Here is a 20881-nt window from a genome sequence, read left to right on the forward strand (position 1 = left end):
CCCTGCCCCTCCCTTCCAGGGAGGGGGGTTCTGTGGCGTTTGGTTTTGGCGGTGGGGGTGTTTGCGATTGCTGCTCCGGTAGCGGCGCGTGACACGATCGGCATCTACCAGGGATGGGGAGCGTTTCGCGATGCGAGTCCGGCGCGGTGTTACGCGATTGCGCGGCCGGTGATGGCGGGGGGGCGTTCGTCCGGCTTTGCCAGCGTCGCGACGTGGCCGAAGCGGGGTTTGCGCGCGTCCTTGCATGTGCGGCTCAGTCGGGAGCGGGATCGGTCGGCGGGGGTGACGCTGACGGTCGGCGAGCGGCGGTTCGCGTTGGTGGCGAACGGCTTGGATGCCTGGGCTGGCGATGCGCCGAGCGATCGCGCGATCGTCGCGGCGATGCGATCGGGGCGGAGTATGAGTGTGGAGGCGGTTGGTGTTGGGGGGCGGCCGTTTGTCGATGTGTATGCGCTGTCGGGGGCGGCGACGGCGATCGATGCGGCGGTGTTGGGGTGTAGCGGAGGGTGACGTTTTGCTGCCCCGCGTTTCCAATAGACGTTCCGAACGAACCTTCACGATCCTCCCCCGCAAGGGGGAGGTGTCGCCGCAGGTGACGGAGGGGGAGGACACGGAACGAACGTGAGCGCAGGCCTCCCCCTCCGTCAGGCTACGCCTGCCACCTCCCCCTTGCGGGGGAGGATCGGAAGGGTGTCTACTTCCCTCTCCCGCAGCCAGTAGAAAAATCACGAAAATTCCGCTACGGGCTCGCGCATGCAGACCGCCGCGAACCTCATGCCTATTCCCGGGCACATCGATCCCGTGCCCGTTCCCCGCAGCTTCGTGCCGCGCAGCGATGGGCGGATCGACTTGCTCGGGCTGTCGCTCGCCGATCTGCGGATGGCGCTGGAGACATCGCAGCTTGAGGAGAAGCAGGCCAAGCTGCGCGCGAAACAGCTGTGGCACTGGATCTACAATCGCGGTGCGACCGAGTTCTCGGCGATGACCGATATCTCGAAGACGATGCACCCGTGGCTGGAGCAGCGCTTCGTGATCAGCCGGCCGAACGTGGTCGAGGCTCAAGTGTCGACCGACGGGACGCGGAAGTGGCTGCTGCGGTCGGACGATGCGCAGGATTACGAGATGGTGTTCATCCCCGACGCGGATCGCGGTACGTTGTGCGTGTCGAGCCAGGTCGGCTGCACGCTCAACTGCACCTTCTGCCACACCGGCACGATGCGGCTGGTGCGCAATTTGACGCCCGCCGAGATCGTCGGCCAGGTAATGCTCGCGCGCGATTCGCTGGGCGAATGGCCGAGCCAGCCCGAGGGCCGCATGCTCACCAACATCGTGATGATGGGGATGGGCGAGCCGCTGTATAATTTCGAGAATGTCCGCGATGCGCTGAAGCTGGTGATGGACGGCGCGGGGCTCGCGCTCAGCCGGCGGCGGATCACGTTGTCGACCAGCGGCGTGGTGCCGATGATGGCGCGTGCGGGCGCGGAGATCGGCGTTAATCTGGCGGTGTCGCTGCATGCGGTGACGAAGGAAGTGCGTGACGAGATCGTGCCGCTCAACCGCAAATACGGCATCGAGGAGCTGTTGCAGGCGTGCGCGGATTATCCGGGCACGAACAACGCGCGGCGGATCACGTTCGAGTATGTGATGCTAAAGGACAAGAACGATTCCGACGACGATGCGCGCGAACTCGTGCGGTTGCTGCGGAAGTATGAGCTGCCGGCGAAGGTGAACCTCATTCCGTTCAATCCGTGGCCGGGGGCGCAATACGAGTGCTCGACGCCCGAGCGGATCAAGTCGTTCTCCAGCATCGTGTTCGGCGCGGGAATTTCGGCGCCGGTGCGGACGCCGCGCGGTCGCGATATCGACGCGGCGTGTGGGCAGCTGAAGACCGCGTCGGAGAAGAAGAGCCGCGCGCAGATCGATCGCGAGGCCGCTGCCGAGTCCGACGCCTTTGCTTGAGTGGACTGCGGTCGCGCTGGCGGCAGGGGCTGGGGTTCTCGGCGGGGCGATGAACGCGCTTGCGGGTGGCGGCAGCTTCGCGACGATGCCGACGCTGATCGGACTCGGCGTGCCCTCGACCTTCGCGAACGCGACCAGCAACGTCTCGCTTCAGCCCGGCGCGATGGCGAGCGCATGGGCGTATCGCCACGGGCTCCAGCCGATCTCGGGCGTCAGCATGAAGACGATGGCGGGGATCACCTTCGTCGGCGGGCTGGTCGGGAGCCTGTTGCTGGTGGCGACGTCGGCGCGCGCGTTCGACCTGATCGTGCCGTGGCTGCTGCTGTTCGCGACGCTGGCGATCGCGTTCGGCACGCGCGCATCGCTGTGGCTCCGGTCGCGGGTCGAGATCGGGCCGAAGTCGCTCGTCGCGGTGCAGGCATTGCTGGGGGTGTATGGCGGGTATTTCGGGGGCGGCGTCGGGCTGATGCTGACCGCCGCGTGGGGGCTGCTGTCGGGCGCGACGCCCGCGACGCTCGCGCCGCCGCGGACGCTGATGCTGGCGGTCGCGAACCTCGCCGCGACGATCATCTTCATCGCGACCGGGATGGTGGTGTGGGCGCTATGCGTGCCGATGCTGATCGGCGGGATCGTCGGCGGGCATTTCGGCGCGAAACTCGGGCTGTTGCTGTCGCCGCAGGTGATCCGCGTTTGGACGCTGCTGGTGACGATCGCGACGACGATCGTGTTCTTCTACCGCGCCTATTCCTGAAGCCCGGTCTTCGCGGCGAGCCATGTCGCCGCGGCTTCCGGCGTTTCCTTGTCGGTATCGCGGTCGACCCGGTAGTTCGCGGCGCGCATCGCCTCGACCGGGATTCGGCCGACCATCGGCTTCAGCGCGGCCAGGAACTTGGCGTCACCTGCCCGCTTCGGCGCGACCATCAGGATCGCGTCGTAGCCGGGGATCGCGCGCCGCGGGTCGGTGAGCACGGTAAGCCCGTCCGCGGCGATCCGGCCATCGGACGAGAAGGCGGAGATGACGTCGACATTGCCGCTCTCCAGCGCGCGGTACATGAAGGTCGGGCTGTACGGCGTCGTCTTGGCGAAGCGGAGCGGATAGGCGCGCTTCACCGCGGCCCATTCGGGACGTTCGAGGAATTCGAGATCGCTGCCGAGCGTCATGCCGGGTGCGGCCTTCACCAGATCGTCGAGGCTGGCGATGCGCTTGGCCTTCGCCGCGTCGCCCTTCATCGCGAAGGCATAGGCGTTCTCGAACCCGAGCGACCCGACCAGGCCGACGTGATGCTCGCGCTTCGCCCAGTCGGCGATCGCGGCGACCATCGCCGGGCGTTCGGGGACATCGTTGCGCTTCATCTCGTTCGCCCAGATCGTCCCGGCATAATCGACATAGACGTCGATATCGCCGCCGGAGAGCGCCCCGAAGACGACCGCGGATCCGAGGCCGTCGCGATATTCGACGGTATAGCCGGCATGTTCGAGCCGGTCGCCGATCAGCCGCGCAAGGATGTATTGCTCGGCGAAGTTCTTCGCGCCGACGACCACGGTGCGGTCTGCGCCGCCCTTGGGCCACAGCGGGGCGGTCGCCGCCGCGGTTCCCAAGACCAGCACCACCGCGCTCGCGATCCACAGCCAGCGGCGGCGCGCGCGGATGCCGTATTCGATCGCCCCGATCAGCGCGTCGACCGCCAGCGCAAGCGCCGCCGCCGAGACGCAGCCGGCGAGCACCAGCGCCCAGTTCTGCGTCTGCAATCCCGCGAAGATCATGTCGCCGAGGCTCGGCTGGCCGACCGTCGTCGACAGCGTCGCCGCACCGATCGTCCAGACCGCCGCGGTGCGGATGCCGGCGATCAGCACGGGCGCGACCAGAGGTGCCTCGACCAGCCGCAGTTTCTGCGCGGGCGTCATGCCGACCGCGTCCGCCGCCTGGATCACGGCGGGATCGATGCCGTGCAGGCCGGCGACTGCATTCCGCAGGATCGGCAGCAGCGCGTACAGCGTCAGCGCGATCAGCGACGGGAGGAAGCCCAATGCGGGGATGCCGCCGCCGACCAGCGCGGAGAGGCTGAGCAGCAGCGGATAGAACAAGGCGAGCAGCGCGAGGCTCGGGATCGTCTGGACGAGGCTTGCGAAACCGAGCGACACGCGCGCCACGGTCGCGTTGCGCGCGGACCAGATGCCGAGCGGCAGGCTGATCGCGATGCCGAGGAGCAGCGCCGCCGCGGAGAGCAGGACGTGGTTGGCGAGCAGCGGCGGCACGCGGCCGAGCGCATCGAGGAACGCGCTCATGCGCCCCCCCTCATGCGACTAGCGCCTGGAGGCGTTCGGCCTGCGCGCGCGGCACCTGCACCAGTGCCTGCGCGTCGTCGCCACCCTTGCCGGCGACGAGGTCGGCGGGCGTGGCGTCGGCGACGATCCGCCCCGCCTTCATCACCAGCACGCGGTCGGCGAGCAACAGCGCCTCCGCCATGTCGTGCGTGACGAGGATCGTGGTCAGCCGGAGCCGGTCGTGGAGTTCGCGGATCCGCGTGCCGAGCGCATCGCGCGTGACGGGGTCGAGCGCGCCGAACGCCTCGTCGAGCAGCAGCAGTTTCGCGCCGGGTGCGAGCGCGCGGGCGATGCCGACGCGCTGGCGCTGGCCACCCGAGAGCGCGTCGGGCATCCGGCCCGCAATGTCGCGGGGCAGGTCGACGAGGTCGAGCAACTCGCCGACCTTGGCCTCATCCGTGCGGCCGGCGATGCGCAGGCCGATCGCGATGTTCTCGGCGATCGTCATGTGCGGGAACAGGCCGATGTTCTGGAAGACGTAGCCGATCCGGCGGCGCAGTTCGGGCGCGGGCTCGGCAGCGACGTCGGCACCGTCGATCGTCACCCGGCCTTCGCTCGGCTCGACCAGGCGGTTGAGCGTCTTCAGCAGCGTCGACTTGCCCGAACCGGACGTGCCGACGAGCGCGACGAAACTGCCGCGTGCGATCTCCAGCGAAACGCCGTCGACGGCAATCGTCGTCCCGTATCTTTTGGTAACGCGTTCGAAAGCGAGCGCTGGGGAATTGTCTGGCATCTGCGCGCAGGATGCGGGAAACATACCGGAAAATCAAATGGAGAGGGGCGCATGACGCAGCAGAGCATTTTCATCACCGGTGGCGGATCGGGGATTGGCCGCGCCACGGCGCAACTGTTCGCTGCCAAGGGCTGGCGCGTCGGGTTGGCGGACGTCAACGTCGCAGGGCTTGCCGAGACCGCCGCGCTGCTGCCCGCGGGGATGGTCAGCACCTACCAGATGGACGTGCGCGACCGCGATGCGTGGGTGACGTCGCTCGATGCGTTCGTCGCGACCACGGGCGGGCGGCTCGACGTGCTGTTCAACAATGCCGGGATTGGATCGGGCGGACCGCTCGCGGAGACCGACTTCGCCGAGATCGACCGGGTGATCGCGATCAACCTGGTCGGCGCGTTGAACGGCGCGCGGATCGGCCATCCGTATCTGAAGCGGACGCCGGGATCGTGCCTGCTCAACACTGCGTCCGCGTCGGCGATCTACGGCTCGGCGGGGCTCGCGCCTTATTCCGCGACCAAGTTCGGGGTGCGCGCGATCACCGAGGCGCTCGACGGCGAATGGGCGGCGGACGGGATCAAGGTGCGCTCGATCGTACCGAGCTTCATCGACACGCCGCTGCTCGATTCCGCCGCGGGGAACACCAACCACTCGATCCGCGAGACGGTGACGGGGGCGGGACTGGAACTGACCGGCGTGGACAAGGTCGCGGAGGCGGCCTGGGCCGCGGTGCACGGCGACAAGGTCCACACGTTCGTGGGCAAGACTGCGCACCGCATGGCGTTCGCGGCAAGGTGGATGCCGGGCGCGCTGCGCAAGCGGATGCGCCGGGATATGCGGAAGGGCTGAACCCGCTTTAATCCTCCCCCGCCAGGGGGAGGTGGCTGGCACTTGCCAGACGGAGGGGGCGGTACGCGATGACCGAGGTTCCGTGCCCTCCCCCTCCGTCACCTTCGGTGCCACCTCCCCCTGGCGGGGGAGGATCATTTTACTTCAGGCGTCGCCGACGATCGCGTCGATCGCTTCGGCCATCTCGATGTCGCGTGGTGACAGGCCGCCTGCGTCGTGCGTGGTCAGCAGGATTTCCACGCGGTTCCAGACGTTCTTCCACTCCGGATGGTGGTTCGCGCGTTCGGCGATCAGCGCGACCTGCGTCATGAAGCCGAACGCCTCGACGAAATCGGCGAACACGATCGTCCGCGTGATCGCGTCGCGCGCATCGTCGTAATCCCACTCGTCGAGCCCATCGAGCGCCTCGGCCCGCTCGGTATCGTTCAGCGCTTCGATCATCGGGCTCTCCCTTGCCGCAACAGTTCGCCGACGCGTATGGCTGGCGGCATGAGCGGGCAAGCGACAATATCCGGGGAGGCCCCCGACGCCGACACGATCGAGGCGATCTGTCGCGCGACGATCGCCAGGCTGCCGCAGCAGTTCGCGGAGCATCTCGGCGACATCGTCTTCGCGGTCGAGGAGTTTGCCGACGACGAGACGCTGGCGGCGCTGGGCCTCGAACACCCGCTCGACCTGTCGGGCCTGTATCACGGTCGCCCACTCGGCGAGAAATCGTCGATGGACGTCGCGCCGATGCCCGACCGCATCGTCCTGTACCGCCGCGCTATCCTGGAGGAATGGATCGAGACCGGGGTGCGCCTCGACGATCTCGTCGCGCACGTGACGATCCACGAGATTGGCCATCACTTCGGCCTGAGCGACGACGACATGCACGCGCTGGAAGACTCCGCCGCATGAGTCTCGCGTTTCGCGACGTGGCGTGCGTACGGGGCGGAAGATTGCTGTTCTCAAGCGTGTCGTTCGACCTCGGGCCGGGCGATGCGGCGATCGTCACCGGCCCCAATGGCGTCGGAAAATCGAGCCTGATCCGCATCGCCGCCGGCCTGCTCGCGCCATTCGAAGGCGCCGTGACGTGTGACGCGAACAAGGCGTTGCTGACCGAGGCAAGTGCGCTCGATTCCGACCGCACGCTGATCGCCGCGCTTCGTTTCTGGGCCGCGTTGGACAATGCGCCCGCCCCCGATACCCGGATCGCCCAGGCGCTGTCCGCCCTCAATCTCGACACGCTCGCGGACATTCCGGTCCGCCTGCTGTCGACCGGGCAACGCCGCCGCGCGGCAATCGCCCGCGTTGCCGCTAGCGGAGCGCCGGTCTGGCTGCTCGACGAACCCGCCAACGGGCTCGACACGGTGTCGGTCGCTCGACTGGAAACGCTGATCGCTGAGCACCGCGCCACCGGCGGGATCGCGCTGGTCGCCACGCACCTGTCGCTAGCGATCCCTGCCGCGCGGAAGATCGCGTTGTGATCGCGCTGATCCGCCGCGATCTGCGGCGCAGCGTGTCGAGCGGCGGCGCAACATTGGTGGTCGCGTTCTTCCTGCTGGTCGCGACGCTGTTCCCGTTCGCGATCGGCCCCGACGCGGCGTTGCTCGCGCGGATCGGTGGCGGGGTGATCTGGACCGCGGCATTGCTTGCGGCCTTGTTGCCGGTCGAACGCCTCGTAAGTCCCGATCTGGAGGGGGGGCTGTTCGAACAGTTCGTCGTCCGCGGGATGTCGCTTGCGCTGGTCGCGTTGGCGAAGACGATCGCGCACTGGCTGAGCTTCGGCCCGCCGCTGATGCTCGCCGCAGTGATCGCCGCCGGCCTGCTCAACCTGTCGGCCGACACGCTGCTCCGCGTCGAGGTCGGCCTGCTGATCGGCACGCCCGGCCTCGCCGCGCTTGCCGTCGCGACGAGTGCGCTGGTCGCGGGCGTTCGCGGCGGCGGCGCGGTAACGGGCCTTGTCATGCTGCCGCTCGCGGTACCGTTGCTGATCTTCGGCGCGGGATCGCTCGATCCGGCCGGAGGCGCGGGCGCGGTCAAGCTGCTGGCCGCGGTCAGCCTCGTGTTCGTCGCGGGCGCGCCGTTCCTTGCGGCGGCGGCGATCCGCGCGGGCATGGACTGAGGCGATGAGCATGACGGACGAGCAAGCCGGCCCCGTACGCGTCGGACTGATCGGATACGGGTTCTCGGGCAAGACGTTCCATGCCCCGTTGATAGCGTCGGTCGCGGGGCTCGAACTTCGCGCGGTGTCGTCCAGCGATGCTCACAAGGTGCAGGCGGACTTTCCGGGGATGACGGTCCACGCCGATCCGCACGCGCTGATCGCGGCTGAGGACATAGACTTGGTCGTGATCGCGACGCCGAACGAGACGCACGCACCGCTCGCGAGGGCAGCGATCGCGGCGGGGAAGCACGTCGTGATCGACAAGCCGTTCACGCTCGACCTCGACGAAGCGCGCGGGCTTATCGCGCTGGCGGAAGATCGAGACGTGCTGCTGTCCGTCTTTCACAACCGGCGCTGGGACAGTGATTTCCTCACCGTGCGTGCCGCGATCGACGCCGGTATCGTCGGCAACGTCACGCATTTCGAATCGCATTTCGACCGGTTCCGGCCGGACGTCCGCGACCGCTGGCGCGAGCGATCGGGGCCGGGCAGCGGTGTCTGGTATGATCTCGGTCCGCATCTCGTCGATCAGGCATTGCTCCTGTTCGGCCTGCCGGACACGGTCCAGGCGTCGATCGCGACACAGCGGCCGGGCGCGATGACCGACGATTGGGCACACGTCGTCCTGTCCTACGGCGAGCGCCGCGTGATCCTCCAGGCGAGTATGCTGGTGGCAGGCGGCGTCGACCGGTTCACCGTGCACGGCACCGCCGGCAGCATGACGAAGCACTGCGCCGACCGACAGGAGGCGCAACTTCTAAGCGGAATGCGGCCGGGCGACGCGAACTGGGGCGAGGATCCCGATCCGCTGGTGATCCACGCCGCCGACGGGCAACGCGAACAGCGCGCGCTACCCGGCGACCAGCGCCATTATTATCGGGGCATCGCGGCGGCGGTTCGGGAAGCAGCGAAAAATCCGGTCGCGCCGATCGAAGCGCTGGCGGTGATGGCGGTCGTCGAGGCGGCGTTCCTGTCCGCAAACACCGGCACGACGACGGCATTGGCGCTGACCGATCGCGAGCGGGACGCCGCAGCCCGCGCGCTATCGTCCGCGACTGTACAAATCTGAACGATCCGTCCCGGCGTCGCGCGGGTATCGAATGCGTCGCTTGCGAAGCACCTCCGGTCGGTTGCCGATCCGGATCTTCTCTGACAGGATTGCTGCGTGCCCGACCCTCTTCACCATGGCCTCAACCAATCGCGTTGGCCCAAGCGGATCGGTCGACTGATCGATGCGATCTGCCTGGTGGCGCTGATCGTGGTGATCGTCACGGTCATCTATGGCTTCTGGCTGCGCGCGATCTGGGCGCATGGCTATTACCTGGCGGTCGCGGTCGCGGTGCTGGGCGCGTTCGTCATCCTGATCGGGCTTGCGCAGCAGGCGATCGCCGCGCGCGACGTGGCGACCTGGCGCGACATGGCCGAATGGCAGATCCGCGCGGCGCGGGTGGCGGCTGGACAGGCCGGCGCGACGCAGGCGGACGCCGACGACGAGATCGAGGCGAATGCCGCCGCCTATTACGAAATCCTGATCGGGACGCTGGTCGCGCATGCGGAACAGGACGAGCGGAGCATCGTCGATGAGCGGTGATCCGCATCTCGAACTGGGCGAAAGTCTGCCGCGATTCCTGTCGCACTGGCTGGCGGCGTGCTTCGGGCATTTCCTGATGGTGCTGCTGCCGCTGATCACCGACTGGGCGCATGTGAAGAACGCAACCTGGCCAAGCTGGTGGTCGCTGCTGCTGTTCGCCGCGTCTACCTCGCTGGTGGCGGCGATCATCAACGCCAATTTGCCGGTCACGCCGCGCGAGATGATCAAGAGCGTCGCGCTGGGGTTCGCGCTGAATGCGACCATCGTCATGCTGCGGCTGGCGTGATTGGCGCGCGCGTGCCGCTGGTTTCGCGGCTGTTCTCGCGCGATGCGGCGCTGGACCGCGACCAGATAGCGCCGCTCCAGCTGCTGCGCGGACTGGCGGCGTCGGGCGTCGTCGTGGAGCATTTGCTGGAGCGCTATGTCCGGCGCGGTGCGATTACCCACGACCTTCCCGATTTCACGACTCGGCTCGGCCAGACCGGGGTCGCCACCTTCTTTGCGATCAGCGGCTTCATCATGGTCTATATCGCGCTGCGGGAGGACCGGCCGCCGCCATCGGGCTGGTCGTTCCTGCGCAACCGGTTCCTGCGGGTCGCGCCACTCTATTATCTGACGACGCTGATGATCGTCGCGTTCGGCTGGCTGGCGCAGGCGATGGGCGCACGGACCATCGTCGCGGCGCGCCTGCCGAACGTGACCGAATTCCTCTTGTCGTTCGCGTTCATCCCCCACCGCGGCGCCAACGGTTTGATCCAGCCGATCTACGAGCTGGGGTGGACGCTGCATTACGAGATGTTCTTCTACCTGCTGTTCGCGGCGGGCCTCGCAGTGCTGGCGCGGCGCGGCGCGTTCCTTGTGCTGGCGGTACTTGGGCTGTTGGTCACGGTGGGGACCGGCATCGATGCGCCACCCGACCGGGTCGGCGTGTCGATCGCCGCCTATGTCTTCACGCGGCCGATCATGGGCTATTTCGCGATCGGGATCATCATCGCGCTCGTCCGCCACCGGATCGGCGACCGCCTGCCGGTGCTGCCGATGTCGGTGATCGCGGTCGTCGCCGTGGCCGCGCTGGGAGTCGCCGCAATCGACCCGAGCCAGATCGTGGCGATGGCGGTGATCGCGGTCGCAGTGGCGGTGACCGTGCTCACGACGCCCGCGACGACGCGACGGTCGGACGGGTTCGCCGCATTCTCGCGCGCGTTCGGCAACGCGTCCTACAGCATCTATCTCACGCACAGCTTCGTGTTGGGCGCGTTCGCGTCGGCGACCGTGTCGATCGTTGCATACGGCCTACCGGCGCTGCTCGCGATGGCGGCACTCGCCTGCATGGTGTGCTTCGGCGTGGGGTGGCTGTCCTGGCGGTTGATCGAGCTGCCGATCGCGGAGGCGCTGCGTGGACGGCGGCCGTCCAGGGCCGAACTCGTCGCCCCCTGAGGTTAGTTGGCGGTAGGCGATACCGGCAGGACGCGGCGCTCTGGAGTCGGCGAAGCGCTGCTGTCGCCGACTTCGGGACCACGCGGCAGCACGCGCCGTTCGCCAAGGCTGACGGTCGGCACCGGGGAGTCGTCGGGCAGGCTGGCGCGATAGCCGCTGAGGACGGGTCGCTCGCTCGGCGCAACCGCACCGGATGCGGTGGCCACCGTTGCGGCGGCGTTCGTCGCCGTCGGGGTAACGACCGCGGGAGGCAGCGTCATCGCAGGTTCGTTACCCGCATAGACTCCGCGGAATGCGCCACCGCGTCCGGCGGGACCGTTCCAGCGGTAGAAGATGTGCGCGCCGATCGCCGCGACCTTTTCCAGGCTCGATGCCCAATACGGCACGACGTAGTTGGCGTGATAATGCGTCGCCCAGCCGACCGGAGCGAACACCGCGCCGCCCAGAGCCGACGTCGCGACCCGCGAGGCGCGCAGCCAGCCCTTCTGCGACGGTAACCGGCCAAGCGCGCCGTCGCAGACGAAGGTGAACTGGCAGCCGGTCCTGCGTTGCGATCCGTCGAGGACGACGCCGCAGACCGTCTTGGGATAGGCGGGATGGCGGACGCGGTTGAGGATGACCTGCGCCACCGCGCGCTCGCCATCGTCCGATTCGCTGCCAGCCTCGTAATAGACCGCCATCGTCAGGCATTGCAGCGAGCGGCTGTAATCCTCCGCCTTGCCGGTCCGCAACGCGAAGGTGGACGCGGATTCGACGCGCTTCGCCACGGTCGGCGCGGCGGCGTTCCAGGCGACCGCCTGCTCGGGCGTCAGCGGGCGCATCGTCTTCGGTGCGAACGGTGCCTCGATCCGCGCCGTGCTCGCCCAGCGCGTGCCGCCGGTCGCGTCGAACGCCTTGTCCGGCGGCGTCCCGAGGCTGACGACCGCGACAATGATCGATCCGCCGATCAGGATCAGCGCCAGCAGGGCGGGCACGATCACGCCCAGGTGAAACCGACGCACCGGCGGCAACGACGAAACGGTGTTCGGATCGAGGATCAGCGTCGAGGGCGCCGGCTCGGGCGACGCGGGCGCCTGTCGCCGAATAAGGTCGAGAAGAGCCATTGCTTCGTCGGGTGTTAGTGAATTGAAGCGCACCGCGCCAGCGCGTAACGACGGGCGATCATGGTCATGCCCCTCGTCCTGCTGCTCGCCGCGCCGCTGTTGATCCAGTCCCAGAAACCGAATGGGGCGGTCGCGCAGGCCCCCACCCCGCAAGCGCCAAGCTCGCAAGCCTCAACGGGGCCGCTCGCCGGGGGGTTGTTCAGCGCCGGGCAGTTGCGGCAGCGCTGTTTGTCCAACGTGCCGGCCGACGCGTCCTATTGCTTCGCCTATATCACCGGCGTGCATGACACGGTCCGCGCATACGAGGCGTGGCTGAACCAGCGCGAATTCTGCGTGCCCCGGCATGTTCCGCAGGGCGATTTGCGCCAGGCGTTCATCGACTATCTGCGCGACAAGCCCTCCGACCTGTCCGGCGAAGCGGCCTCGGTCGTCGTCGTCGCGCTGAAGATCCGCTACGCCTGCGGTAGCGGCCCGCGCGGGACGCCGCCTGCCCCGTCTCGGAGCGGCAAACCCTGACGTGCGCTAGCTGCTCCGGCCCGAGCCGGAGCAGCGGTTCGGCTTATTTCGACGCGTCGTCGTAGCGATAGCGGTAGTAATCGTAGGACTGGCCGAAGCCCGCCTTCTTGGCGTTGTACTTGGTCATCACGCAGCCGATCACGGTGCCACCGGCGCGGAGCAGGCGGGACACGGCGTTGCGTGCCTGCCCAAAATGCGCGCTCGAGGCTTCGGCGACGAACACGGTGGCCTGCGCGGCGGCCGTCAACTGCGCCGCGTCGGCGAGTGCAAGAACCGGCGGGCCGTCGACGATCACGACGTCGTAGTCCGCCTCCAGCGCGGCGAGCAGATCCTGCATCGCCGTCCCCGCGAACAACGTCGCGGGATCCGGTGGTAGCCGCCCGCTCGGCAGGAAGCTGAGCCCGGGGAACGCGGTCGGCAGGATCGACGCGCCGCGTTCGGTCATCCGCGCGAGGACCGACGAAAGGCCGATTTCGGGCAAGGTGATCCCCAGCGTGCGGTGCAGCGACGGACGCCGCAAATCCGCATCGATCAGCAGGACGCGGCGGCCGAGCCCGGCGAAGTCGCGCGCGAGGGCGAACGAGGTGGTCGACTTGCCTTCCGACTTGCTGCTGCCGGTGACGAGGATCGACCGCGGCGGACCCTGGTTCGACGACAGTTCGATCGACGTCCGGATCGCGTGATACGCCTCGGCGATCTCCGACTTCGGATTGTTGAGCGCGTCGAGCGGCGAATCGCCCCGCGTGTCGGGCACGACGCCGAGCAGCGGGATGTGCAGCTTCTGCTCGACATCCTGCGGATCGCGGATCGAATCGTCGAGATAGTCCCGACCGAACGCATACAGCATCGCCAGCGCGAGCCCGGCGATCAGCGCGAGCGCGACGTTGAGCAGCGGCCGCGGCGACGTCGGGCGGCGGGGCTGTTCGGCGGTATCGACGCTGGAGACGTTGTTGGTCGTGATCCCCGCCTCGGCGCTGACTTCCTTGTAGCGCTGGAGCAGGCCCTCATAGAGCTGGCGGTTGGTATCCACCTCGCGGCGCAGGATATTGTAGCGAACGCTGCGGCCCTGTTCGGCGAGCGTCGCCCCCTGGAGCGCGGTAACCTGCTGGATGAGCGCGCGGTTCTGACGCTCGGCGGTGAGATACTGGTTCTCGATCGACTTGCGCGTCACCTCCGCAAGCTGGCGGATCTGCTGGTCGAGCGTGGCGATCTCGGCAAGCGCCTGGATCACGACAGGGTGGTCAGGCTTCAGGCGGCGGCGGACTTCGCTGAGGCTGGCGATATCCTCCGCGCGCTTCTGCGACAGGCGCTGGACCGCCTCGTTCGCCTGCACTTCGGGCAGCGACATCAGCGGCGCCCGACGCGCCTGTTCCCACCGCGCGCGCGTCCGCAGGCGATTGGCCTCCGACGTTGCCGAATCGGCGTTGAGCTGGATGAGGTTGGCGGTGACGAGCGAGCGCGGCGCGTTGTCCGCTTCCTGCTGGCGAGCACCCGCACTGGCGTCGATCAACCGCGCGGACCGGGCATAGGCGATCAGGTCGCGCTCCGACCCTTCGAGGCGGGTCTTGGCGAGGCCGAGCTGGTTCTGGAGGAACCGGCGGGAATAGGACGATGCGGAGAATTTCCGCTGGATATTCCCCTCGATGAAGTTGGTCGCGTAGCTGTTGGCGATCTCTGCGGCGAGCGCGGGGTCGCGGCTGGTGAAGATGATGTGGACGACGCGCGAGTTGCGGCGAAGGTCGATCGTCAGGTTCTTTTGCAAGACGTCGACGACCTGATCAGCAAGGCTGGCATCGCCCGGCTTGATCTCGATCTGGCGCGCGCCGGTCATTCGCTTGAGGAACTCGTCGTTCGCACTCAGCGCGAGGCTGTCCGAAACGCGGCGCGCGATCGCCCGGCTGTTGAGCACGTCCGCCTGCGTCTGGAGGAAGCGATCGGCGTCACTGCCGGCGACCTGCGGCTCCGAATCCTCGGTGCCGAGAACCTTGGCGACCTGCTGGTCGATCTGAATGCTCGACTGCGCCGTATACTTGCGCGGCATCAGCAACGCGGAGGCGATGCCGAGCATCAGCGCGACGCCGACGATCGCGATCATCATGTACCGATTGCGGAAGATCGTCGCCCATACCGCGCGAAGATCGATCGCCGGTTCGTCCCCCTCGCCCTCAGGCACGGAAAAGTCCTCGCGCTCGGCGAAATTCGACCCAGGGGCCGAACCGAAGTTCCGCCGGTCGTTCGGCGTGAGAGCGCCCTGAGAGACGTCGACACTCCCCATGAGTCAGTTCTCTTCCTGTGATCTTAGAATTGCGCGAAGACGCCGAAGCCCGCGAGCAACGGTGCCGCGCGCAGAATATCATGCCAGGCCGATTTGCCCGTCGAATGGCCGACGATGATCGTGTCGCGAGCCGCGATCGCGGGATCGGCATCGTCACCGCGGCGGATGCGCTTCAGATCGAACACCGCGCCCATCCGCTTGCCGTCGATGTAGCGGATCACGATCACCTCGCGCAACGACGCGTCCTCGCTCTCGCCCTTGGCGAGCGCGATCGTGTCGAGCAACGTGGTCGGTCCGGAAATCGGATAGATGCCCGGCTCCTTGACGTCGCCCTGCACGGTGACGCGCTGCGCGACCGAACTGGCGACGGTGACCGTGACTTGCGGATTGACGTAGAACCGCTCGGCCAGCTTTGCGGCGAGCAGGTCGGCGAGCTGCGTGCTGGTGTTGCCGGCCGCTTGAATCCGTCCGATCAACGGCATCGATATGACGCCCGCGGCATCGACGACGACGCCGCGGGTCGAGATGTCGGCTTCTTGGAACACGACGATGTCGAGCGTGTCGAGCGCGCCGATACGATAATCCTGCACCCGTGGCGCCCCCACAGGCGCCGGGATCGTCTCATACGCGGCTTCGCCGGTTCGGAGGTTAGGGCCGACATTATCGTCGGCGCACGCGCCGAGCATGGCGCTCAGCGCGACCACCCCTATCAAGGTCGCTCGCATCCGTTGATCTTGCCCCTTTGGAATGACGAACCCTCGCACTACCCGGTGCACTCGGTCAAGCGTCTAACCTGTGTTACCGGCACCTGCACGACGTCACTGCCCGGCCACGGCGGCGATGCGAACCGAATCGATCCAGAATACGCCGGGCTGCCCACCACGTTCGCGCAGGTTGAGACCCAGGATCTGCACCGGACAGCCGGTTCCGACCGTGACGACACCAGCCATCTGCCGCCAGCCCGCCCCTCGCCCGTCGAGCGCGATGCCGTCGGTCGAGATCGTGGCCGGTCGACCGGCGCATGTCAGCGAAAGCGTGGCCGGCACGTCGGCACCGCGAACCATCGCGCTCACCCGCCAGCGGCCCGGCGGCAAGGTTATCGCCTGCGCCAGCGCGGTGCCGCTCGACAGACCGTCCGAAACGATCTGCAGTGCATGGCCGCTGTTATCCGCGCCGCGATCCGCCGGGATCACGCGTACGCCCGGCAAGCTCGGCGCGCCCCAGGCATAGGGGATGACCCCACCCGGCAGTGGTGACGGCAACGCCTCGAACCCGCCATCCGCGACCAGTCCCCGGCCACCGCTCGCGAGCCAGACCTGACGCGCGCCGGCCATGTCGCCCCTGTCACCGAGCTGCCAGCGAATCAGCGTGGTTTCCAGTGGCGTCGCGGCGACGCCCGCCTTCTGCAGCTTGCCGAGAAACTCGAGCGTGCGCGGCACCGATTCGGCAGCGTCCTTGGCGATCAGGTTGAAGAACCCCTGCCGCCATTTGGGCACATCGCCGAGGCGCGCGACGACCGCATCGACGCCGCCGGGCGACAGATAGGTCCGGCGCATCTGGGGCATCAGCGCGTCGGGCAGCTGGGCACGGCGCAACAGCGCGTCTATACGCTCCGCGGCGACACCCGTGCTGCCAACCTCTAGCGCGCGCTCCGCCAGCCACAATTGCATCAACGTATCGCGCCAGCCCAGCGCGGCGCCCGCCTGTAGCAACGCGCTGCCGCGCACCGGCTGGTCGAGCGCGAGATCGGCATAGCCGTGCGCGCGGACTGCCCCCGCGTCGATCGGGTCGATCACCAGCGCACGGGCCGCAGCAGCGCGTGCCGCGGCTGGCTGGCTCGCGAGTTGCTCGGCATTGGCTAACGCGGACCAGGCGCTGGCCGACCACGGCGAGACCGTCGTCGCGGCCGCGGCCTGGCCTCGTATCGTCAGGAAGCGACCCGCCGCATCGCCACTCGCCGCCAACCCGACAATGGCCGCGACGATCGTCATCGTTATCGTCGAGGGCGTCCAGGCGAAGGACGCGGTCGTGCGGGACTGCGGACGACCGACCGCGGCGATCAAGCCGAGCGCGGCGCCGAACAGGCCTGCGATCCCCGCCATGCGCAGTGGATAATCGACCAGCGAGAACAGTAGGATCAGCGCGATCGCCGCCCCGCCCGCGACCAGTGTCGCGCGCTCCTGACGCGTACTCGCGTGGCGATCGCCGCTCTGCCGGTCGCTCGCGCCGCGAACGCCGGCGTGGCGCCAACCCGATACGAGCGCGACGATCAGCACGATCAGCCCTGCCGCGATCAGGATCGCTGCGGACAGCCCTCCTTCGAGGACGAGTTCGAGGAAGTCGTTGTGCGCATGATTGACGCTCAGCGGCGAGACCTGCCCGAGCGGTTCGACGCTGCGATAGACTCGCTCGAAGCTGCCAAAGCCGGTGCCGAACGGGAATGTCTCGCGGACGATGTAGAGCGAGTTTTCCCAATATTGATAGCGCAGCTCTTCGGCGACCGTGGTGAAGCGGGCGAACAGGCGCTGGACCAAATCGGTGCGCGACAACAGGAGCCCGCCGACGACATAGAGCGCGGCGGCCGCAGCGACCGACTTGCCGGTGCGCCGGACATCGCCGACCAGGGCGAACGCGACGATCAGCGAAATCGGCAGCAACAGCAACGCGGTGCGCGAACTGGTCGCGAGAATGCCGAGCGACAGGAAGCCGATGACGCCGAGCATCCCGAGCCGGCGCGCCGCCCCCGTGCCCATCACGCCCGGCACCGCTGCAAACACGATCGACACCAGCAGGAACGTCGCCTGATGATTGCGGTTGACGAAGAAGCCGACGCCGAACCCGCGATGCGCGGTGTCGTACAGGACCGGCGCGCTGCCGCCAGCCGCAACCTGCAACGCGGCGAGCACCGTCGAGATCACTGCGGCGATGACGATCAGCCTGAGCATCGTCACGCGCGACTGGAGCGGAAGTGCCGCCACCGTCAGCATCGCGGCCAGCGGTACGAGCAACGTGAGCAACGCGGTAAACGTCGTGTCGGGCGTCATGCTGAAGGCGTGCCACCGCGTCGTCCAGCCGAGCAGCGTGTAGACCTGCACCGCCGTCTCGCGCGCCGGTAGGCCGTGCCACCAGCTCGCGGGCAGCGGCACCAGCTGCGCCACCAGCAGGAGCGCCGCAGCGGCGAACACCAGCACGAAACGGCTCAGCGCGACCGATCTCGTGGCGGGCGGCGCGGACGCAAGCGTATTGATTTCGGAGGGTGTCGGACGCCCAGCGCGGACGATCAGGACAAGCGCCAGAATTTGCGCGGCGAGTTCGATCAGTGGGTAGCCAGTGCCCGCGCCCCCGCCGAACAGCAGGACCGCCAGGAACACCACCAACGGCGCATGGGCTCGCCACGGCGCCGACAAACCGAACCTATGAGTGCGAGACCGTCCGCTCGGCCGCCCGCCAGACCGGCCACTCTCTCTTCGAGAGCCGCGACGCTCGTTCATGCCGCTCATGCGGAACGCCCCCACGCACTGTAGCGATGATGCTCGCTGCGGCACGGCATGACCATCACGCCCACCGGGTCATGCGATCCCACGCCTGCCGTCAGCGATCGTACGTCACGTAAAGCCATCGATGGACCGCTTCGATAAGGACTGGGACAGGCAGGTGAGCCAGCCAGGCGATCGATCGTCGCGTTCGGCCGGGATGATCGTGCCGATTCGTCGATCAACGGCAATTGGCGAAGATCACGCCTCACAGTCGGTAAGTTATCCCTGCCTACACCCGGACGCACTTGACGTTACCGAACGCGACCGTGGATCAAAAACCACTGAAAGGCACAAAAAGATAAAGGCGAAGCACTCGTTCGAATGCTTCGCCTCAATAACTCTCGCGATCGCGTGCCTAGCGAGGACGCGTCAGCCGATCAGTTTGGGCTGGAGTCGTCGTCACCACCGCTGGCAACGACCGCAACCACTGCAACCAGAGCAACGACACCGAGCAGCGGCAGCAGGAATGGCGCGCCGGCAAGATCATTCTTACGCTTGGCCGACGTTCCGACGCGCATCGGCGAACCGGCAGCATCGACCATCTTTACGCTGTCGAAGCTGACTGCTTGCGGACGCGCCGGTGCTGCATACGCGGTACCGATGAAAGCCTGGCTAGCGAGCGCGGCTCCAAGAATGATCTTTTTGAACATGATTTCCGACCCCTGAATACGGCGGTTCCGCGCCTATACTTCAGTTACTCACGTGCTGGCAGAAGAGTCAAGTACAGGGATCGCGCCACTAACCTGGATTAATTGTACAAACCGTCTGTTTCTTACAACAGAATCGTTTGTTTTTTACAATTTGCTGCAACTGCTCACTTTTGCGAGTTCACATTGGCAACGAGACAGCAAGTATGTCCCTTTTTTCGCCTTCCAAGTAGACTGCACTGAGAACGCCTGTTCGATACGCACCCGTATCGATCCCAATCCGGTTCTCGCGGACATCGACGTCAGGGGTAATGCTGTGTCCGTGGACGACGACCGCACCGAAATCGCGTTCGGACCGAAGGAACTCGCCACGGATCCACAGCATGTCGTCGCGTACCTGCCGCGCAAGCGCGACACCGGGACGAACGCCCGCATGGACGAAGTAATAGTCTCCGGACTGGACGCTGAGCGGCAATTGACGAAGCCAGGCGAGCCATTGCCGCGGGATCGCGCGTCGCGCGCCGTTCATATAGTCACGTGGGTCGTCGTCGGTGCGCAGCGGCGCGATGCCGAAGCTGGCGAGCGTCGCATCGCCGCCCACCGCGAGCCATCGCCGCAATGCGTCCGGATCGCCGTCGAGCGCCTGGAGCATCGCCTCTTCATGATTGCCCAGCAGGACGATGACGCGGCTATTCTGGCGCTGGAGACCATAGAGCATCGCCAGCACCTCGGCGCTTTGCGGCCCGCGATCAACGACGTCTCCGATCAAAACCACGTAGAGCGAGCGGGCCGGCGGCAAGCTTGCAGAATGCTCGCCGATCCGCGCGATCAACATCTGGAGAAGGTCGTATCGGCCATGGATGTCACCGATGGCATATATTCGGTCACCAGAATCGGTGCTTGGCAACGCAACATCTCCGGTATAGCGTTTCCCGCAAGGTCGTGGGGGAAGCGCGGCGATCTAACTTGAATATGCCATTGCGATCAATTGGTTCGATTGCTGAAATATCAAAGTCTGCGATAGTGGAGCACTGCACATCCCATGGGCTGGCCGATAATTGAAGAGGGCCAGTCACGGACGGGATGCACCAAGTCGAGCATGATCCCGATGGACTGGTGGCGCAAGATGGGGACGCGACAAAGTGGCTGAGGTCGGATCAACGTCAGCCCGCTCCCTGCCCGAGCGGTTCTTCGTGAACCCGGGCAATGACAGCGATACTGCCACATCCTCGGCGGATTCTACGCCGCGGCGAACGAATACACCCGTTGCATCGATCGATCATTTGCGCTTCCCGGTAAATCCGGATAGCGGCACCCCAATGCGCGTCCTGCTTGTCGCCTCGGCCGGTGGGCATTGGATCGAACTTCACCGCCTTCGCGCGGCGTTCGTCGGCGCGGACTGCCAATTCGTCAGCACGTCCAAAGGCATGACGCCCCCGCTCGGCGACCGCGAGGTTCTTGAAATTGCCGACACCGCGCGGGATTCGGCGTGGGCGATGGCACCTACCCTGCTTGGCTTGCTGCGGGTCTTCCGCGCGTTCGATCCAGACCTGGTCGTGTCGACCGGTGCCGCACCCGGCGCGCTTGCGCTGATGATCGCCAAGATGTTCGGCGCACGAACGATCTGGATCGACAGTATCGCCAACAGCGAAACATTGTCGCTGTCGGGGCGCCTCGTGAAGCCGTTCGCCGATCTGCGAATCGCGCAGTGGCAACATCTCGCCGACGAGAACCCGTCGCTGCGTTACCTAGGGCAAATCCTGTGAT

General features: G+C 67.0%; 22 protein-coding genes. 13 read left to right on the plus strand and 9 right to left on the minus strand.

Features of this window, described 5'->3' with window-relative positions:
- Positions 1–57: 57 nt before the first annotated feature.
- The 3 genes from ASE82_RS08550 (at position 58) to ASE82_RS08560 (ending at position 2710) form a co-directional block, all read left to right on the plus strand.
- Complete coding sequence (locus ASE82_RS08550; protein ID WP_235524622.1) at positions 58–510, plus strand: invasion associated locus B family protein; 453 nt, start codon at positions 58–60, stop codon at positions 508–510.
- Positions 511–753: 243 nt separating this feature from the next.
- Complete coding sequence (gene rlmN, locus ASE82_RS08555) at positions 754–1959, plus strand: 23S rRNA (adenine(2503)-C(2))-methyltransferase RlmN (protein WP_056061442.1); 1206 nt, start codon at positions 754–756, stop codon at positions 1957–1959.
- Positions 1952–2710 (plus strand): sulfite exporter TauE/SafE family protein, encoded by a 759-nt coding sequence (locus tag ASE82_RS08560; protein ID WP_082441379.1) that lies wholly within the window; start codon positions 1952–1954, stop codon positions 2708–2710. Before rlmN ends, ASE82_RS08560 begins: the two co-directional genes overlap by 8 nt.
- On the opposite strand, the gene ASE82_RS08565 is transcribed toward ASE82_RS08560, so the two are convergent.
- Positions 2701–4245, minus strand: coding sequence for an ABC transporter permease/substrate-binding protein (locus ASE82_RS08565; RefSeq protein ID WP_056061448.1), 1545 nt, complete (start codon positions 4243–4245; stop codon positions 2701–2703). The two genes, ASE82_RS08560 and ASE82_RS08565, sit on opposite strands and share 10 nt — an antisense overlap.
- Before the next feature lie 10 nt (positions 4246–4255).
- The gene (locus tag ASE82_RS08570; protein WP_056061451.1) at positions 4256–5017 is read right to left on the minus strand and encodes an ATP-binding cassette domain-containing protein; all 762 of its coding nucleotides are present in this window, start codon (positions 5015–5017) and stop codon (positions 4256–4258) included.
- Between the two features lie 51 nt (positions 5018–5068).
- Between ASE82_RS08570 and ASE82_RS08575 the strand changes: the two genes are divergently transcribed.
- Positions 5069–5860: an SDR family oxidoreductase gene (locus tag ASE82_RS08575; protein ID WP_056061455.1), complete on the plus strand. Its 792-nt coding sequence runs from the start codon at positions 5069–5071 to the stop codon at positions 5858–5860.
- A gap of 144 nt (positions 5861–6004) precedes the next feature.
- Here the strand turns inward: ASE82_RS08575 and ASE82_RS08580 are convergent, their stop codons facing one another.
- Positions 6005–6301, minus strand: coding sequence for a 4a-hydroxytetrahydrobiopterin dehydratase (locus ASE82_RS08580; RefSeq protein ID WP_055881974.1), 297 nt, complete (start codon positions 6299–6301; stop codon positions 6005–6007).
- 48 nt (positions 6302–6349) lie between these two features.
- On the opposite strand from ASE82_RS08580, the gene ASE82_RS08585 reads away from it, so the two are divergent.
- The 7 genes from ASE82_RS08585 (at position 6350) to ASE82_RS08615 (ending at position 11037) form a co-directional block, all read left to right on the plus strand.
- The gene (locus ASE82_RS08585; RefSeq protein ID WP_235524623.1) at positions 6350–6760 is read left to right on the plus strand and encodes a metallopeptidase family protein; all 411 of its coding nucleotides are present in this window, start codon (positions 6350–6352) and stop codon (positions 6758–6760) included.
- Entirely contained in the window at positions 6757–7329 is a 573-nt protein-coding gene (gene ccmA, locus ASE82_RS08590; RefSeq protein WP_056061461.1) for a heme ABC exporter ATP-binding protein CcmA, read from the plus strand. Before ASE82_RS08585 ends, ccmA begins: the two co-directional genes overlap by 4 nt.
- Positions 7326–7967: a heme exporter protein CcmB gene (locus ASE82_RS08595; RefSeq protein ID WP_056061464.1), complete on the plus strand. Its 642-nt coding sequence runs from the start codon at positions 7326–7328 to the stop codon at positions 7965–7967. Before ccmA ends, ASE82_RS08595 begins: the two co-directional genes overlap by 4 nt.
- Before the next feature lie 10 nt (positions 7968–7977).
- Complete coding sequence (locus tag ASE82_RS08600; RefSeq protein ID WP_156348819.1) at positions 7978–9078, plus strand: oxidoreductase; 1101 nt, start codon at positions 7978–7980, stop codon at positions 9076–9078.
- A 96-nt stretch (positions 9079–9174) separates the two neighbouring features.
- Positions 9175–9600 carry a hypothetical protein gene (locus ASE82_RS08605; protein WP_056061469.1) on the plus strand — a complete coding sequence of 142 codons (426 nt, stop codon included), beginning with the start codon at positions 9175–9177 and terminating at the stop codon, positions 9598–9600.
- Positions 9590–9886, plus strand: coding sequence for a hypothetical protein (locus ASE82_RS19690; protein ID WP_056061473.1), 297 nt, complete (start codon positions 9590–9592; stop codon positions 9884–9886). The genes ASE82_RS08605 and ASE82_RS19690 overlap by 11 nt, the downstream gene beginning before the upstream one ends.
- Positions 9883–11037 (plus strand): acyltransferase family protein, encoded by a 1155-nt coding sequence (locus tag ASE82_RS08615; RefSeq protein ID WP_056061475.1) that lies wholly within the window; start codon positions 9883–9885, stop codon positions 11035–11037. The genes ASE82_RS19690 and ASE82_RS08615 overlap by 4 nt, the downstream gene beginning before the upstream one ends.
- A gap of 2 nt (positions 11038–11039) precedes the next feature.
- Here the strand turns inward: ASE82_RS08615 and ASE82_RS08620 are convergent, their stop codons facing one another.
- Positions 11040–12140, minus strand: a complete 1101-nt coding sequence (locus ASE82_RS08620; RefSeq protein WP_056061478.1) for a cell wall hydrolase — start codon at positions 12138–12140, stop codon at positions 11040–11042.
- A 60-nt stretch (positions 12141–12200) separates the two neighbouring features.
- Between ASE82_RS08620 and ASE82_RS08625 the strand changes: the two genes are divergently transcribed.
- Positions 12201–12656: a Rap1a/Tai family immunity protein gene (locus tag ASE82_RS08625; protein WP_156348821.1), complete on the plus strand. Its 456-nt coding sequence runs from the start codon at positions 12201–12203 to the stop codon at positions 12654–12656.
- A 43-nt stretch (positions 12657–12699) separates the two neighbouring features.
- Here ASE82_RS08625 and ASE82_RS08630 read toward each other — a convergent pair whose 3' ends face one another.
- From ASE82_RS08630 to ASE82_RS08650, 5 genes are all read right to left on the minus strand, one after another.
- The gene (locus ASE82_RS08630; protein WP_162236717.1) at positions 12700–14829 is read right to left on the minus strand and encodes a GumC family protein; all 2130 of its coding nucleotides are present in this window, start codon (positions 14827–14829) and stop codon (positions 12700–12702) included.
- A 125-nt stretch (positions 14830–14954) separates the two neighbouring features.
- The gene (locus ASE82_RS08635) at positions 14955–15656 is read right to left on the minus strand and encodes a polysaccharide biosynthesis/export family protein (RefSeq protein ID WP_082441380.1); all 702 of its coding nucleotides are present in this window, start codon (positions 15654–15656) and stop codon (positions 14955–14957) included.
- Between the two features lie 93 nt (positions 15657–15749).
- Entirely contained in the window at positions 15750–18302 is a 2553-nt protein-coding gene (locus tag ASE82_RS08640; protein ID WP_156348822.1) for an O-antigen ligase family protein, read from the minus strand.
- A gap of 542 nt (positions 18303–18844) precedes the next feature.
- A complete protein-coding gene (locus ASE82_RS08645; RefSeq protein ID WP_056061494.1) occupies positions 18845–19117 on the minus strand; it encodes a hypothetical protein in 273 nt (90 codons plus the stop codon).
- A gap of 178 nt (positions 19118–19295) precedes the next feature.
- Positions 19296–20021 (minus strand): metallophosphoesterase family protein, encoded by a 726-nt coding sequence (locus tag ASE82_RS08650; RefSeq protein WP_056061497.1) that lies wholly within the window; start codon positions 20019–20021, stop codon positions 19296–19298.
- A gap of 412 nt (positions 20022–20433) precedes the next feature.
- Here ASE82_RS08650 and ASE82_RS08655 point away from each other — a divergent pair, with 412 nt between their 5' ends.
- Positions 20434–20880: a hypothetical protein gene (locus ASE82_RS08655; protein ID WP_056061499.1), complete on the plus strand. Its 447-nt coding sequence runs from the start codon at positions 20434–20436 to the stop codon at positions 20878–20880.
- Position 20881: the final 1 nt, after the last annotated feature.

It is taken from the genome of Sphingomonas sp. Leaf230 (assembly GCF_001421745.1).
Taxonomy (GTDB): Bacteria; Pseudomonadota; Alphaproteobacteria; order Sphingomonadales; family Sphingomonadaceae; genus Sphingomonas.